Source organism: Clostridium sp. B9, from assembly GCF_050509515.1.
GTDB lineage: Bacteria > Bacillota > Clostridia > Clostridiales > Clostridiaceae > Sarcina.
The window spans coordinates 1,725,801-1,744,469 of record NZ_JBNWKA010000003.1 but is presented as its reverse complement, the minus strand read 5'-3'; the positions used below and the strand labels follow the sequence as shown (position 1 = coordinate 1,744,469).

General features: G+C 31.7%; 7 protein-coding genes. 1 reads left to right on the top strand and 6 read right to left on the bottom strand.

Annotated elements, in window-relative coordinates; translation table 11 throughout:
* Positions 1–71: 71 nt before the first annotated feature.
* Complete coding sequence (locus ACQZHJ_RS07815; protein WP_430484989.1) at positions 72–1,541, top strand: recombinase family protein; 1,470 nt, start codon at positions 72–74, stop codon at positions 1,539–1,541.
* On the opposite strand, the gene ACQZHJ_RS07810 is transcribed toward ACQZHJ_RS07815, so the two are convergent.
* From ACQZHJ_RS07810 to ACQZHJ_RS07785, 6 genes are all read right to left on the bottom strand, one after another.
* Complete coding sequence (locus ACQZHJ_RS07810; RefSeq protein ID WP_430484987.1) at positions 1,542–2,537, bottom strand: cation:dicarboxylate symporter family transporter; 996 nt, start codon at positions 2,535–2,537, stop codon at positions 1,542–1,544. It abuts the gene before it with no gap.
* A gap of 676 nt (positions 2,538–3,213) precedes the next feature.
* Positions 3,214–3,693: a DUF4352 domain-containing protein gene (locus tag ACQZHJ_RS07805; RefSeq protein ID WP_430484986.1), complete on the bottom strand. Its 480-nt coding sequence runs from the start codon at positions 3,691–3,693 to the stop codon at positions 3,214–3,216.
* A gap of 340 nt (positions 3,694–4,033) precedes the next feature.
* Positions 4,034–6,517: a CoA-disulfide reductase gene (locus ACQZHJ_RS07800; RefSeq protein ID WP_430484985.1), complete on the bottom strand. Its 2,484-nt coding sequence runs from the start codon at positions 6,515–6,517 to the stop codon at positions 4,034–4,036.
* 447 nt (positions 6,518–6,964) lie between these two features.
* Complete coding sequence (locus ACQZHJ_RS07795; RefSeq protein WP_430484984.1) at positions 6,965–10,858, bottom strand: SdrD B-like domain-containing protein; 3,894 nt, start codon at positions 10,856–10,858, stop codon at positions 6,965–6,967.
* A gap of 23 nt (positions 10,859–10,881) precedes the next feature.
* Positions 10,882–13,017, bottom strand: coding sequence for an SdrD B-like domain-containing protein (locus tag ACQZHJ_RS07790; RefSeq protein WP_430484983.1), 2,136 nt, complete (start codon positions 13,015–13,017; stop codon positions 10,882–10,884).
* 136 nt (positions 13,018–13,153) lie between these two features.
* Complete coding sequence (locus ACQZHJ_RS07785; RefSeq protein WP_430484982.1) at positions 13,154–18,637, bottom strand: DUF6923 family protein; 5,484 nt, start codon at positions 18,635–18,637, stop codon at positions 13,154–13,156.
* Between the last annotated feature and the right edge of the window lie 32 nt (positions 18,638–18,669).

Sequence of the window (18,669 nt, the reverse complement as noted above, 5' to 3'; positions counted from 1 at the left end):
AAGTATATTAACTTATTAACATAATGTACATTTATTACAATATTTAAATAATTACTCTAGGAGGTATTTACATGAAAAGAATAGCTATTTATATAAGAAAGTCTGTAAAGGGAGATGAAAACTCTATCTCCCTTGAAGCTCAAACAGAAGTGATTAAACACTACTTTAAAGACAAAAATGAATTTATAATTTATAAAGATGATGGTTTTAGTGGTGGAAATACTAATAGACCAGCATTTCAAAAATTGATGGCTGATGCAATGGAAAATAAATTCGATGCTGTAGCTTGTTATAAATTAGATAGAATCGCTAGAAATACATTAGACTTTCTTACTACATTTAATTTATTGAATGAATATGGAATTGATTTAATCTGCGTAGAAGATAAATATGATCCTAGCACTCCTGCAGGAAGATTGATGATGACACTATTAGCATCTTTAGCTGAAATGGAAAGAGAAAATATAAAACAAAGAGTTACTGATAGTATGCTTAACTTAGCTAAACAAGGTCGTTGGACTGGAGGTACTCAACCATTTGGTTATAAAGTTGTAACTATAAATAGTGGAAAATATTTAGAGTTAGAAGATGAGGATAATATAAAATATATATTTAATGAATTTATTAATGGTAAAGGAATTGTTAGACTTGGTAATGAATTTAACTGTAACAAGAAAAAAATAAGTAGAATATTGCACAATATAACTTATTTACAAAGCTCCCAAGATGCAAATATCTATTTAAAACAAGTTTTAGGCTATGAGGTTATTGGACAACCTAACGGATGTGGCTACTTACCATATGGAAAATATAAAGTTGTTAATGGTAAGAAAATTAAAAATACAGATGGCTTAAAAGTAGCAGCTATAAGTAAACATAAAGCTGTAATAGACTTAGACACATTTATTAAAGCACAAGAAAAATTAAAAACATTTGAAGGAAAGAAAGCTCCAAGAGTAAGTACTAAGAGTTTTTTAGCACAAATGGTTCAATGTACTTGCGGTGCTAATATGCTTATTGTACTAGGTCATAAAAAGAAAGATGGAACTAGAAAATTGTACTTTGCTTGTCCAAACAAATGTGGTAATAACTATAGAGATGTTGAAGAAATTGAAAATGATACTCTAACAGCATTAAGAGATGTTAATTTCTTTAATAAAATTAGACAAAATAAAACTACTTTAAATAAAGATAATTCTAAAATCAAAGAATCGATTTTAAAAGAGCTTGAAGAAAAGAAAAAAATATTAGATGGCTTGGTTAATAAATTAGCTCTAGTAGATTCTAATTTAGCAAATGTATTAATAGAAAAAATGGAAAGTTTAAATATAGATATAAAAGATTTGCAAAATAAAATAGACTTATTAGAAAAAGAGGAAATTGCATCAAGTTATAACAAAGAAGATTTTAATTTAAAAGAAGAAAATAGAAAACATTTTTTAAGTGATTTTGAAAATATGGACATTAAAGAAAGACAAAATGCAATTAGAGGGGTAATTAATAAGATTACTTGGACAGGGGAAAATATAATAATTTCATAATTATTTAAAGACACTTGGTACTCCAGGTGCTCCTATTGCAAATATTCCCAATAACAAAATAAATAATATCATAGTTGTTAAACTTGGTAATTTTCCATATAGTATTTGTGAAACTGTCATTACAAAAAATACTTCTGTTAAGACTGAACCACACAAATGAATATTAGAGCATAAAGGGATAGCAAAATCTACTATGTCCTCTCTTAAAGCCTTTGATTTCTTTGCTGATTCTAAGGCAACAGGTAACGTTGCTGCACTTGACATAGTTCCTACAGCTGTTAAATATGCAGGTCCATAATATTTAACTACTTCCCAAGGATTTTCCTTTGAAATTGCTCCACCTATTAAGTATAAAATAGTAAGCCATATAAAGTGACCAAATAAAACTATCAGTATAACCTTAAAGAATATAGGTAATTGAGTACTTAATCCTCCTTCATAAGCTAAAGCTGCAAAGTTTGTTGCTATAAAGAAAGGTAATATTGGTATTATTATTTTATTGACTATACTAAGTACTATATTTTGAAATTGATCTAATAATTTTTCTACTAAGTCTGCCTTAGTCCATCCTACGGCTAGTCCTAAAAGTAAAGCTAATACTAATGCACTCATTACACTCATGATTGGTGGAATATCTAATTTAAATATAAGTTCTGGTAATTCTCTAAGTGATGAAACATTAGACACTATTGATAATTTAGGTATTATAGTGTACCCTGCTACCATAGAAAGTATTGCTGCAAAAACTGAAGAAAAATATGCTATTAATACTGCATACCCAAGCAATTTGCTTGCATTTTCCTTTAGCTTAGCTATTGACGGAGCAATAAATCCTAAAATAATTAATGGAACAGAGAAAAATATAATTTGTCCAAGTACATATTTTATGGTAATAATAGCGCTCATCAATCCTGCTGATGAATATGTACCTATAATTATTCCAATTACAACTCCTAAAACTAATTTGAAAATAAGATTATTAAATAATTTCTTCACATCATAACCCCCTTTAACTTTTATTTATATCTACTTATTACAAACTTAATTTAATTATTTTCACCTCAACTTTATTTTAAGTGAGTTCAGATTTTTAAAAGTCTTTCAAATTACTCTTTGTAATGAGCAGATTATATGTAAAGAATTATTAACTGATAAATAAAAAAACTCCTACCTCTTAACAGAGGCAGGAGAATAAAAACTTCCGCGGTTCCACTCTGATTTTATGAATTTATAAAGAAATTTAATTAGAACACTAACTAAATTGCAATAATGATTTCAAAATCTCTTCTAGGGTACAAATATACCTTAATGCTATAACGGGCATTCCCGCACTTCCCTACTAAATTAATTCAAGAAGCAAGCTCATAGAGGCACTTTACGAAAAGTTTCTTTAAAGTCTTTTACAGCCTGGAAGACTCTCTCTGAATAAAAAAATCAATTCTTTTTTCTAATCAATGCTTTTATATTTTATTTATGATTAAAACATTTAATTCATAGTGTTTTGATATGAATTAACTTAATTATAAAATGAAATTTACAAATAGTCAATATTAATTTAATCAATTGTAAATAAATAGGGCAATATTATAAAATATTGCCCTTATGTTATATATTTTGCTACATTTATAACTTCTAAATTTTCTGTGATTATTTCTATGTCTATTATTGAATCTTATAAATCTACTGTAACTCCAGTATTTTTAAATATATTTGGAGTATAATGTAATTTCAAATCTTTATCTCCTATAGGCTCTTGAACTACTATGGTTCCTGTAACCTTCTCTCCTGGCGCAAGTACTCCGTTGTTCAAAGCCTCTTTTCCATCAATAGCGGTAAATGTCCTATCTTTAACATCTCCTTCACTATTTGTTATTTGAAAATTATAAGGATTATAATTCATTTCCTTATTACTATTATTTTCAAGTGTCACATTAAGAATAACAAATTCATTTCCCTGTTGTGGTCTATCTTTTTCATTTCCCATACTAGTTTTTACGCTATTTACAACTAAATTATGATTATTAAGTTGTACTGTATCTCCTATATTATATACTTCATTACTTTTAGGTTTATTAAAATAAAAGCTACTTAACCCACCTAATACTAATACTGTTGCAAAGCCCAAAACTACTCCCTTAATTTTCTTTGACATATAATCACCTTACCTAATACTCTATATTTTTTAAAACAACGTATTTGATTATATAAATCTAAATAGTCTAAGTCAATTCCTTAAAATAGTCTTCTATGATAACATAAAACATTTTCACCTTTACTATTCTTCACTTTTTATGATAAATATTGCTATATTCATTTTCAAGTTTTTTCCTAATTTTGATTGTATTATTAAAAATATATATAGAAATACAGAAAAAAACTTTATCAAATTTGAAAAGAGTTAATCACTCTTGGATGGTTATTCCAATAACAATTAACTCTTTTTATATAAATATTCTCTGTTTTATATTATCTAAAATTTTATTAAATACAGTTTATATAAATAAATTTAATCCTGAATCTTCAGCAGCACCTAAGTATGATGCAACACCACCAATTTCAACTCCATCTATAAATTCTTCCTTTTTAACTCCCATTAAATCCATACTCATAGCACAAGCCACAACATTTACACCCATATCTATAGCATTCTTTATTAATGTCTCTAAATCATCTACATTATTATCTTTCATTATCTTCTTAATCATAGCTGGTCCCATACCCATCATATTCATTTGAGATAATGGAAGCTTTCCTGCATTTCCTGGAAGCATAGCATCGAACATCTTCTCTATTGTTTTCTTTTCTACCTTTGGTTTATCCTTTTTCTTTAATATGCTAAGCCCCCAGAATGTAAAGAACATAGTAACCTTTTTACCCATTGATGCAGCACCTGTAGCTATTATGAAAGATGCTATTGCCTTATCTAAATCTCCACTAAATACTACTAAGGTAGCTCCATCTTTAGTAACATTGCTTGAAAACTCTCTTACACAAGCTGATTCACCATTTCCTTTTTGAATGAAAGCCTCAACAACTTTCTTATCATTCATTCCTGCTTTTAGTAAAGTATTTCCTGTCTTTTCACACCAACTTTTTATGTCTTTAGAGAATCCTGGATCACTTGCAGAAACCTTTAGAACATCTCCATCATTCATCTTTCCAGTCTCTTCAAAAACTCTTTTAATAGGTCCTGGACATTGTAATCCACAAGCATTCAGTTCAACATCAGCTTTTATATTATTTAAATCTATATTATTTTGAGTCATATCATTATCCTCTTTAACTTTAATTTTAATATTTAATCTCTTTTGCTCTTTTAAAGCCTTCTCAGCTTTTTTAGGTGCTAAATAAGTTTTTACACCCCCATCTATATTTATAGCTTCATAGCCTTTTTGATTTAATATTCTACATGCAGCATATCCTCTTATTCCAACTTGACATGTTACATATATATTCTTATCTTTTGGCAACTCATTTAATCTTTCTCTTAATTGTCCTAAAGGAATGTTTAAAGATCCTTCTATCTTTCCAGTCATAAGCTCAAACTCTTCTCTTACATCAAGTATTAAAGCTTTATCTTTATCTATTGAATCAACTTCATTCCATTGTATTGTTTTAACTATTCCATACATTAAGTTTGAAGCATAATATCCCATCATGTTTACAGCATCCTTAGCTGAGTTATATGGCGGAGCATAACATGGCTCTACATCTTGTAAATCCTCTACCTTTAAACCAGCCTTAATAGCAGTAGCTAAAACATCTATTCTCTTCTCAACTCCATCTAATCCAACTCCTTGAGCACCATATATATCCCCTGTTTTAGGATTAAATAACATTTTAAACGCTATTGGAAATGCTCCTGGATAATATCCAGCATGAGATGATGGATGAATATGAATAGCTTGATATTCAAGCCCTAATCTCTTTAAAATTTTCTCATTATTTCCAGTTGAAGCCACAGTATAATCAAAAACCTTAGCAACTGATGATCCTAATGTTCCTTTATACTCAACATGTTTCCCGCATATATTATCCGCTACCAATCTTCCTTGTCTATTTGCCGGCCATGCTAAAGGTATCATTGTAGGCTTTTTATTTACAAAATCCATTATTTCTACAGCATCACCTAAAGCATAAATGCTTTCATCTGAAGTTTTCATTGTTTTATCAACAATTATTGCTCCTCTGTCATTAAGCTTTAAGCCAGCATTTTTTGCTATATCACTCTCTGGTCTAACTCCTATTGAAAGAATTATCATATCAGTTTCAATTTCTTCTCCACTGTTTAATAAAACTTTCTTACCTTTATTCTCAAAAGAGGAAACTCCATCTTCCAATATAAGATTTACTCCTTTATCAATTAAATGCTCATGGACTATACTTGCCATTTCAATGTCTATAGGTGCCATGACTTGATTTGAAGCTTCAACTAAAGTAACGTTAATTCCTCTTTCATGAAGATTCTCAGCCATTTCAACTCCTATAAATCCTCCACCTATAACTGTAGCATTTTTAGGTTTTACATCATCTACATAAGATTTAATCTTATCAGTATCAGGTATATTTCTTAATGTAAATAAGTTATCACATTCATCTATACCTTTTATTCCTGGTTTCAATGGCTTTGCACCTGGTGATAACACTAATATGTCATAACCTTCCTCATACTCTTCTCCAGTTTTATGGTTCTTAACCTTAATTTTTTTATTATCTTTATCTATTTTAATAATTTCACTAAAGTTTCTTATATCTAATTTAAACTTACTCTCCATTTGTTCTACTGTTTGGACAATTAAATTACTTCTTTCTTTTATTGTTTCTCCTATATAATAAGGTAAACCACAATTTGCAAATGATATATATTCTCCTTTTTCAAATATTATTATTTCAGCATTTTCATCTAATCTTCTAAGCCTTGCAGCAGTAGAGGCCCCACCTGCAACTCCTCCAACTATAATAATCTTTTTATTCATAATCTATCTCCTTTAGTTCTTATAAAGTTTTTAACCTTTTAACTTGTCAAATTATTAACTTTCGAACTCCTATTATCTTTATTTACAACTTAATTATATATAAACTTATTTCTAACTTCTGTGACTTTATCACACAACTTATTTTTCCTCTTTTTTAAATTAAGGCTATGTTTTAAAATAGTGTTGATTTCTAGATATAGATGAAAGACCATCTTAATAAGCAATTAGAGTTTCATTGTCTATGTAAGAATAATATCGTTAAGAGGATTTTTCTGTTTGAGCGACAGCGAGTTTAAAATCCTTAGATATTATTCTGGAATAGATAATAGAAACTCTTTGCGAAATTAAGTTAGGTCTGAAGATATAGCTAGAAATCAACACTTACTTAAAATATAGTCAAAATTAAAAGCTATCTAAGAAATCTTAGATAGCTTTAAGGGAACATTATTAATAACACCCACATCCATTATCATCTTGTTTTTTATCATCACAATTATTGCAATTATTGCTATTATCGCATTGACTACATGATACTCTGTTATGATTAAAAGTTCTATTGCTTTTACAAGTATTACATCCGACGCAAGTACCATTGCAATTTTTACAATTACAATTTGATTCACAACTACAATTTGAATTTTCTCCACAAACAATCATGCCATTTTCATTTGTATATATATTACATCCAAACCTGCAAGACTTATATTTGTTTTTTTCACTACAAACTTCACACTCAGTACAATATCGTGCATCTAAAGTCGAATTCCCTTTAAAACCTGCAAATCCCTGTATATAATCTTCATTAGTTAATGTAACCCCAAACTCCCCAGTAATATCATCTGGTTTTGAACCATAAAAATCTCCAGGTACTGGCGATACATAGTTCATATCAGGTGGTGCAACTACTCTAACAGTATAATCTCCTGGTGGAAGATTTAAAAACTCATAGTATCCATTACAATCAGTTATAACCGTTCCTATCTCAAATCCATTTACATCTAGAAGAGTAACTTGTACACCACATAAATATGGTTCTCCAAAATCTAAAATTCCATTGCCATCACAATCATAAAAGGCTTGACCTGATATTTTATTTAATTTACAAAGTCCAGCATCAACTATTTCTAATTGATTGTTACCATCTAAAGTGAAAGTTGGCGATTCTCCATTAGTTTTATCCACATCAGAATCAATATTGTCATTAGCTCCAACATTAGTTAAAGTATATTCATATCCATTAGGCAAAATCACCTTAACATAATAATTTCCAGATGGAAGATTAGGGAAAGTATAAAATCCATTTATATCAGTGGTATCTATAGCAAATGGTACTGCATCATTATCCGAATCATAAAGTTCTACTGTAATTCCTTCTGCTAAAGGTTCACTAATATCTCTTAATCCATCACAATTTAAGTCATACCAAATAGTCCCTTCAACGTTTAATTCTATAATATCAACTTGATAATCCTCTACTTCACCATCAGAAGCTGGCCCCAGACTTCTTGTATCCTCTTGAGTAGGAAGTAAATTACTATTATTTAATTCGTCTGTAGTTATTCGTACCCTAATAAATGTTGTATCTCCTGGCGTGAAACTACTTCCTGCTGGAATGTTAAATGTTAGTTCTTCAACCCTTGGATTACTTATGCTAGATGCAACGCCTAATGGTTGTGCAGCTTCCTCTAATTGAAAAATTCCATCTCTGTTAAAATCAATCCATGCATATATATTAGCCGCTTCTCCAGAATCATTCATATAAGTTATTGGTAAAGTATACGTTGTATCACCTGCTACTATTGGATCTAATGGAAATATAACTCCATCATCCTGTATCCCTAAAGTAGTATCATCTCCTGTTGCAGTTGGGTTTTGATATGCATCAATCTCTGCTGTTACCTTAGTTCCTAATTTCACTCCATTTACTATTCCATGCCTTGGTCCATTGCTAACTAACAGTGTATTATAATTATCTGTTCCAGTACCTAAGCTAGTATCTGGTGCATCACCAAAATCAACTAAAACGCTGGCCCTTATACACATTGTGGCATCTTGTCTTTGAGCTGGGCCTGATACTGAAAAGAAATCTCCATCCATAGTTCCACCAACATTATGCCACCTTATAATATCACCAGTAGAATTACTTATACCATATATAAATCCATTAGCTCCATTAAACATTCCTCCATATCCACCTGGGAAACCAGCTTCAGTTGGAATTGGAGATGAAACTCCACTTGTAGGTACTATTGTATAGAATTGTCCCGATGCAAAGGTGTATAATAAATTATCTACAGGATTAAATACCCAGTCTCCTGATGTTGGACTTATTCCAGGGGCTATAGGTGTTGAATATGGTGGCGTTGCTAAAACATATCCTGCTGTTGGATCTACAAGTTGTCCAAAATTTGGTGAACTACTTCTCAAATCAACGACAAAATACTCATCATCAGCTTGGTTCTTTAAATAAAAGAATCCTCTATTATCTATAGCTCCATTTGTCATATTTAAATTTGGAAGATTAGGAATTGGCCCTAAATTTGTAACCACTCCATCAGCTGATATTCTTGCTAAATTCCCTGCATTTGGATCATTAACATCATAAATGCCATATATATAGTTGTCTATTGGGTTATAAGCTATGGCATTCATTATAGCTCCCATATTTGAATTTATTACGGTTACTTCTCCTGTTACTGGATCTATACTTCTAAACTGACTATTAAAAGGAAGCCCTGTATTTGGATTAGTTTCAGCTATAACTTGATATGCTGTAGGTTCACATAAAAAGCTTGGTTCAGGTACTATATTAACTAAATAATCTTCAACTTCACCATCAGTTGCAACCCCTAAACTTCTAGTATCTTCTTCAATTGGAAGAACATTAGTATTTGTTAAAGTATCCGTAGTTATTCTTATTCTCATGAATGTTGTATCTCCACTCATAAGAACAGTTCCTCCTGGAACAACAAATGAAAGTGTAATTGTTCTTGGATTAGTTGTGCTACTACTTACACTTATTGGAGATATTCCTTCTTCTAATTGAAATATTCCATCTCTATTAAAATCTATCCATGCATATATATTGGCATTGGAACCTGTATTATTTGTATAGCTTAAATCTACTGAATATATAGTAGTTCCCTCTGAAAATACAACTGGCAGCATTACTCCATCATCCTGTATACTTTGAATCGTATCATCTCCTGTTGCATCTGGATCTTGATATGCATCATCTTCACTTGTAACTTTGGTTCCTAAATAAAGTTCATTAACTATACCATGGCTTGGTCCATTATTGGCAAGTAAAGTACTATAATCATTGGGTCCATTTCCTGCACTTGTATCTGGAGCATCTCCATAATCTAAAAATACAGCATCTAACTGTACGCCAAATAATGGTACTGCATATCCATCTCCAGTTGATGTAAGTCTAACAACTGCTCCAGTTTGATTATTCATAAAATTATTTGAGAATACATTTGTTATATCCCACCCATATCTAGCTGGACTATTTGTTGGAACATTTATTGTGCCAAACGTTCCACTAGTATCTAGCTGTCCTACAGTAGCACTTTCAGAATCCCCATCATTAATTTGTGAAGCAAAAAAATTATTAATAATATTATTGGGACCACTTAAAGGTAATAAAGACCCCACATCTGGACCAAAGAGAATCTGATCTCCTCCAAGAGCTCTGTCTCCTTCCATAGCTGATAGTAATACTCTACCATTTACACTCCCAGTAGCTGGTGTCAAAAATCCACTTAAATTAAAATCAACAGGAGGCGCTCCTGCTCCTATTTCTTCTATCCCTGAAAAAATAGTCATATTTTGAATTGGCAATGCTGAATTTTCATATATTATTCCAAGCGTCCATCCTGCCGAAGCTACTCCTGAGTTTATTTGTGAAGGAACTCCTTCTACTGAATAAATTCCATCTCCATCGTTTTGAATTATAGATGTAACATTCTGGCTACGTGAATAAAATATCGGTCCATTCTGAGATGTAATAGGATCTGGGGATATTGTATATGATGATGAAGGTGAAGTAAATGTTATTGAAGTATTTAAATCACCTATAATATTAGCATCATAATTTCCACCCCATTGTAATTCTGCATACAACACTGTACTTCCTGCTGGCAAACTAAATTGTGCTTCTGATCCATTGTCTTGCCAAATGAGTGTTGTACCAAATGGAAAGCCTGGAACTTGACTTGCATTATCTAAAGTTATAAAAGCACCTATGTCTGAATTATTATTACTAAGTCCTAAGGTATTACCTGTAAAAATCATAGAACCATTCTTATTTGTACTAAATCTATTTATAAGAGCCATATTAATCCTCCTTCCTTAGTTTATTAACAATTATATTTCTTGCAACAAGGATCACATTCTATGCAATATTTCATATCCATACTTAAATCTCCTCTAAATCCTGCAAAGCCTTGTAAATAATCTGAGTTTGTAAGTGTAACAGAAAATTCTCCTGTTGTTTCATCTGGTTTAGATCCATAATAATCTCCTGGAACTGGTGTAACATAGCTAGTACCTGGTGGTGCTATTACATGAACTGTATAATCTCCTGCTGATAATCCTTTGAATTCATAATATCCATTACAATCTGTAACTGTATTATCAATTTCAACTCCATTCTCATCTAATAGCATAATTATTACTCCACATAAGAAAGGCTCATTGTTATTTAATATTCCATCACCATTACAATCATAAAACGCCTGCCCAGTTATCTTATTTAATCTACAAAGACCAGCATCTCTAGTAATTGGAGTTGTACTTGCATTTAGCACAAAGCTTACTGTTTGTCCATTTGTAGGGTCAACATCGGAATCAATACTATCATTATTACCAGCATTCCATAAAGTAAATCCATATCCATTAGGAGATATAACCTTTATATAGTAGTTTCCTGCTAACTCATTTACAAATTGAAAAGCTCCAATTGCATCTGTTGTAGTTGTATTCACTGGCTTATCAGGATTATTTATATCAAATAATTGCACTGTTACTCCTTCCGCTAATGGTTCACCAACATCACGTATTCCATCACAATTTAAATCATACCAAACCACTCCATCTATCAAAGAAGGTACCACATTAGTTACAACCAAATTTGACATTGCACTTCCTGATTCTGTAACATTTCCTGATGTATATGTGTAAAAAACTTCACCATTATTTTCAATGGGAACCGTTGTATTTTCATCTGTAAAAACTTCATACTCAATAACAACAATTTGATTTATATCTAAAGGACCTACTTCTATATTCAAAGCACTCTCTATACTATAATCAACTATTGGTCCAGTTGCACCAATGACATTTATACTATTTAAATCCAACTTAGTTCCTGGTGGCACATAATCTAATATAGTTAAATTGTCACTACTTAACATACCGTTATTATTTATTTCTAATCTATATTTAATTTTTTCTCCTAATACAATCTCATCTTTATCAGCTAATTTATTTATTTCTACAACTGGAGCATATGCATCTACTTGTATTCCAACCAAAGGAACAGTATATCCATCCCCAGATGTAGTTAGTCTAAATAAAGCAGATGTCTCATTATTATTTAAATTTTGAGAACCAACATTAGTTATATCCCATCCATATCTTGCAGGAAGTGTTGGTAAGTTCAATGTTCCAAATGTTCCCGTTGTATCTAGTTGACCTACATTAGGACTTTCAGAATCAGCATAATTTATAGCTGAATGAAAAAAATTGGTCGCCGAATTATTAGGGCCTGATAAAACTACCAAATCATTAGCATCTGGTCCAAATAAAGCCTGATCTCCTGAAAGCCCTAAATCACCTTCCATAGCAGCTACCAACAACCTAGCACTAACATTTCCTGTAGGAGGCGTAATAAATCCTGACACTGGAAAATCAGCTGGCGGTGCAGCAGAGCGTACTCCCTCTATACCAGAAAATAATGTCATGTTTTGTAATGGTAAAGTAGGATCTTCATATATTATTCCTAAAGTCCACCCAACTGCACTATTTAGTCCTGTTATTGTTGCTGGAACTCCAGACACAGTATAAGTCCCATTTCCAGCAGCCTTAACTAAATCAGTTACATCTTGACTTCTAGAATAATATACTGGTCCAATATTAAGTTGTTGTGCCGTTATTGGATCTGATACTACATTTGTACTTCCAGCAGGTGTTGTAAATGTTACCGGATTATCTATAAATGGAAAAACATTTGATCCATCAAGATCACTTGCTGTTCCACCCCACTGAAGTTCAGCATAAAGCACAGTAGCAGTTGCTGGTATATTAAGTTGAGCTGAGGATGAATTATCTTGCCACAAAGTTGTTGTACCAGGTGGAAATCCGGGAACTTGACTTGCCAAATTTGATGTTATAAATGCACCTACATCTAAATTGTTATTGCTTAATCCAAGAGTATTTCCTGTAAAAACCATGGCACCATTTTTAGTAACACTTATTCTATTTACTAAAGCCATTTTTACCCTCCTTTATATGCTAAAATAATTAAATTCAATCATATTTTTCTCTATTTTTATTATTTTCCTTTTACATCCTATGCATTTTTTCTTCCATAAGATACACTCTTTACTAAGTACAAATATAGAGTACTATTTAATCTATATTCCTTCTATATATCCTATTACTTATTTTTTTCTTGCATCCAATACACTGTTTATTACATACTGTACAACGATTTTCATCTTCTGAGCAAATGCAGGATTTATTCACAGTTTCAAGTTTTTTAGAGCATGTATTGCAGAAAAATAAGCAATCTATACAAAATTTCATTTTCAATCCTAATCCGCCTATAAATCCTGCAAACCCTTGTAAATAGTCCTCACTTGTTAGTGTTACCTGAAATTCTCCAGTTATATTATCTGGCTTAGACCCATAAAAAGCACCTAAAACTTGACTAGTATAAGTCATTTTATTTTGATTGGTCACTATCACGGTATAAGTTCCTGGATATAAATCAGCAAATTCATACCTTCCATCACAATCTGTACTTACGGTACCAATTTCTACTCCATCTTCATTTAAAAGAGTTATCTTAACTCCACAAAGAAACTTCTCACTAGAATCCACTATCCCATTTTCATTACAATCAAAAAATGCTTGGCCAGTTATTTTATTTAATCTACAAAGTCCAGCATCAACTATTTCTAATTGATTTTGTGCTGATAATTCAAAAACTGGTGATTCTCCTAATGCCTCATCTACATCTGAATCTATTGAATCATTGTTTCCAACGTTAGAAAGTGTATATTCATATCCACTTGGTAAAATAACTTTCACATAATATTCTCCTGAAGGTAAATTATTAAAGCTATAAAAACCATTACTATCAGTAGTTGTTACTTCTAATGGGAGATTAGAATTGTTAACATCATAAAGTTCTACTGTTATTCTCTCAGCTAAAGTTTCACCAACGTCTCTTATTCCATTACAATTTAAGTCATACCATACTGTTCCCTCAATATTGAGAACTATAATCTCAACCTGATAATCCTCAACTTCTCCATCTGAAGCTGGACCAAGAGAACGAATATCCTCCTGTGTTGCTAAAATATTTGAATTTACTAAGTTATCTGTTGTTATTCTAGTCCTTATGAAGGTTAAATCCCCTGAATTAAACGTAGTTCCTGATGGTATATTAAAAATTAGATTTTCAACTCTTGGATTTGTGGTATCTGAGACTACTGCAACACTTGTTCCTTCTTCTAACTGAAATATTCCATCCCTATTAAAATCTACCCAAGCATAAATTATTGCAGTTTTTCCGGTATCATTAACGTAGCTTATTGGTAATGTATAAGTTGAATATCCACCTATTATTGGTTCTAATATTCCAAGTGGACCATCATCCTGAATTCCAGCTAAAATATCATCTCCTGTTGCCGCTGAATTTTGAAGTGCATCATTTTCTGAGGTGATCTGTCTTCCTAATGTTAAATTATTTACTATTCCATGTCTTGGTCCATTACTAACTAATAATGTATTATAATTATTAGTGCTAGTTCCTAAACTCGTATCTGGAGCATCACCAAAATCTATTAAAATACTAGCTCTTATACACATTGTGGCATCTTGTCTTTGGGCTGGTCCTGATACAGAGAAGAAATCTCCATCCATAGTTCCTCCAACATTTTGCCATCTTATAATATTTCCAGTAGGATTACTTATACCATAGATAAATCCATTGGCATCATTAAACATACCTCCATATCCACCTGGAAAACCAGCTTCAGTTGGAATTGGAGATGAAACCCCACTTGTAGGTACTATTGTATAGAATTGTCCCGATGCAAAGGTGTATAATAAATTATCTACAGGATTAAATACCCAGTCTCCTGATGTTGAACCTATTCCAGGGGCTATAGTTGTTGAATATGGTGGCGTTGCTAAAACATATCCTGCAGTTGGGTCTACAAGTTGTCCAAAATTTGCTGAACCACTTCTCAAATCAACGACAAAATACTCATCATCAGCTTGGTTCTTTAAATAGAAGAATCCATTATTATCTATGGCTCCATTTGTTATATTTAGGTTAGGAAGATTAGGAATTGGCCCTAAATTTGTAACCACTCCATCAGCTGATATTCTTGCTAAATTTCCTGCATTTGGATCATTAACATCATAAATACCATATATATAGTTGTCTATTGGATTATAAGCTATGGCATTCATTATAGCTCCCATATTTGAATTTATTGCTGTTACTTTTCCTGTTACCGGATCAATACTTCTAAACTGACTATTGAATGGAATACCTGTATTTGGATTAGTTTCAGCTATAACTTGATATGCTGTATGTTCACATAGAAAACTTGGTCTAGATGTTACAGTAACTAGATAATCCTCAACCTCCCCATCTATTGCAGGTCCTAAACTTCTAGTATCCTCCTCTGTAGGTAACGTGTTAGTATTCAATAGATTTTCTGTTGTTAATCTAATTCTAAGAAATGTTGTCTCTCCAGCTTTTAGTGATACTGTAATTGGAACTCGAAATTGAATATTTATACTTCTTGGATTTACTGAATCTGAAGTTACAATTAATGGTGTTATTCCTTCTTCTAATTGAAATATTCCATCTCTATTAAAATCTATCCAAGCATATAGATTAGCATCTCCTCCAGTACTATTTGTATAACTAACATCTAAAGAATAAATCTTCTCTCCTTCTAAAAATTCTATTGGAGTAATAACTCCATCATCTTGTATCCCTTGTGAAATATCATCTCCTGTTGCTGTAGAATTTTCATATGCATCAAGTTCTATAGTTACTTCTACTCCAAGCCTTAAGCCTTCTATTGCACTATGAGTTGGCCCATTTGATATTGCTAAGGTACTATAATTATTAGGTCCACTTCCAATTCCAGTATCAGGAGCATCTCCAAAATCCAAATTATTTCTTATAACATTTAAAATATAGTCTTCAACTTCTCCATCTGATGCTGGTCCTATACTTCTTGTATCTTCTTGATTAGGTTGTGTATTATTATTAATAAGAACATCTCTTGTTATCCTTATTCTTAAATAACTTATATCTCCACTTACTAATGTTGAACTTGATGGAACATTAAAATTCAAATCTATAGTTCTAGGATTTATTATATCTGAACTAACAACTACAGGACTTATACCTTCTTCAAGTTGAAAAATACCATCCTTATTGAAATCTATCCATGCGTATATATATGCATCTTCACCCGTTTCGTTAGTATAGCTTACACTTATTTTATAATTTGTACTTCCTTCCTCAAATTCTATCGGAATTATAACACCATCATCTTGTATTCCTTGGTTTTGATCATCACCATCTGCTTGAGTGTTTTGATATGCATCTCCCTCACTTGTTTCTTCAATACCCAATCTTAATTCATCTATAATTCCATGCCTTGGACCATTATTTTCTAATAATGTTGAATAATCACCTTGTGAATTTCCACTTGATATATCTGGAGCATCTCCAAAATCAATAAGAAAGGCTGAAGCTAAACAACTAGCAGTACCATCATTAAATCCATTTGGAACTGATTGAGAAAATAATATTCCCGTAGCCTCTGTAAAAGTATCATTTAAATCTATTCTATATATTTGACCAGTATTGTTATTTATGGCAAAAATATAGCCATTGGCATAAGAAAACATACCACCATATCCCTGAGGTGGTAGCCCTGTTGTTGTTAAACTTGTTCTTATACCAGTTTCAGGATCAACCGACCATACAACACCTGTATTTGTTTCTACAGTATATAGTTTTCCATCGATAGGATTATAAGTCCAATCAGCTGTTAATATTGATCCAGTTGGTACAAATGGAACTCCATAAGGAGAAGTATCTGGTAAAAAATCTCCTGTTATAGGATTTACTTGAGTAGAATCAACTAACTGCCCATAAGTACTTCTTGTAGAATCAACATCTATAACATAAAATCTAGTGCTCAACCCATTATAAATATAATAATAAGAATTATCATCTATTGCGCCAGTATTATAAAATGTTCCTGTTGGTAAACCTACTGGAGTAGGTAATTTATAGACATTAAAGTTACTATCTACCCTTACTAGACCATCATTTGCTCCGCCGGCACCAGTCCTTATACCATAAATAAGATTATCTTTTGGATTATATCCTATTGCATTTATAGTTCCAGCACTTATATTACTAGCAACTATAGTGGCCTCACCTGTAATTAAATCTATCTCAAGTACACTTGTAGGTATCCCATAAAATTGATACCCCTTAGTATTACACTCAAATTGAGGTAAAGTTGCTAGCAATATAAAATCCTCTACTTCTCCATCTGATGCTCCTCCTAAACTTCTAGTATCCTCATCACCTGGTTGGACATTAGTATTAATTAAAGTATCAGTTGTTATTCTAAACCTTGAAAATGTTTTATCATCAACAATTAATGTGCTACTAGCTGGAACATTAAAATTTAATATTGCCTTTCTTGGATTATTTGTACTTGATTGAACTTGAACTACAGTTGAAGCTTCTTCAAGCTCAAAAATCCCATTTTGATTGAAATCAATCCACCCATAAATATTAGCATTTTCACCTGTATCATTAGTATAAGTAACTTCTAATGAAAGTATTGGCTGCCCTACTTCATAGGTTGGATAATACTTAAAAGCATCATCTTGCACACCTTGACTTAAATCATCACCTCTAGCATCTGGACTTTCATAAGCATCTGATTCTGATGTAACATCTGTTCCAAATTTTAGATTATTTATTATTCCATGTCTTGGTCCATTATTCGCTAAAAGAGTACTATAATCATTAGGCCCATTACCTGAACTAACATCTGGTGCATCTCCAAAATCAGCCAATAAAATTGCATCAATACAATTGGCACCATCATTAGTATCTGCCGAGGCTGACTGTGAAAATATATCTGCATTTACACTTGTAAATGTAGAATTAAAATTCATTCTATATACAACACCACTAGTATTTCTTATTGCAAAAACTTGCCCATCTGCATAAGAAAATATTGCTCCATATATACCACCCGGCAATCCACTTGTAGAAAGAGTTGTCCTACTTCCAGTTAAAGGGTTTATAGATACTCCAGTTCCACCTATTATAATAGCAAACAAGGTATTATTATCAGTATTCCATGCCCAATCATGTATAGTTATACTCCCGGAAGGGCTAAAAGGCACTCCATAATTTGGCCCAGTTTGTTCAATATATCCCATTGTAGAGTCAACCAATTTACCATAAGTACTTCTTGAAGAATCTAAATCAACCACAAAAAATCTATTTAGTGTTGCTCCATACATATAATAGTAACCATTAGGATCTATGGTTCCTGTAGTAAACCCCTGAATATTTGGAAGTCCTGTTGGTCTTGGAGTTAGTGTTGTTACATTTAAATTTTCATCAACACTAACTATTTCCCTATTACTCTGGTCATAGCCATATATAAGATTATCAACTGGATTAAAACCAATTGCATTTACGTCAATACCACCTAAATCTCCAATTTTAGTTGAAATCCCTGTTATTAAATCTATTAGGAAAACTTCAGTAGGACTTCCGGCAAACTGGTATGCAAATGAATTACATTGAAAAGCCATATTTCTCTCCTTTCATATAAATCAAATAAGGA

What these genes read in the sequence shown, in the direction of transcription:
- ACQZHJ_RS07815 (WP_430484989.1), top strand. Translation starts at nt 72, where the DNA reads ATGAAAAGAATAGCTATTTATATAAGAAAGTCTGTAAAGGGAGATGAA.
- ACQZHJ_RS07805 (WP_430484986.1), bottom strand. Translation starts at nt 3,693, where the DNA reads ATGTCAAAGAAAATTAAGGGAGTAGTTTTGGGCTTTGCAACAGTATTA.
- ACQZHJ_RS07800 (WP_430484985.1), bottom strand. Translation starts at nt 6,517, where the DNA reads ATGAATAAAAAGATTATTATAGTTGGAGGAGTTGCAGGTGGGGCCTCT.
- ACQZHJ_RS07795 (WP_430484984.1), bottom strand. Translation starts at nt 10,858, where the DNA reads ATGGCTCTTATAAATAGATTTAGTACAAATAAGAATGGTTCTATGATT.
- ACQZHJ_RS07790 (WP_430484983.1), bottom strand. Translation starts at nt 13,017, where the DNA reads ATGGCTTTAGTAAATAGAATAAGTGTTACTAAAAATGGTGCCATGGTT.
- ACQZHJ_RS07785 (WP_430484982.1), bottom strand. Translation starts at nt 18,637, where the DNA reads ATGGCTTTTCAATGTAATTCATTTGCATACCAGTTTGCCGGAAGTCCT.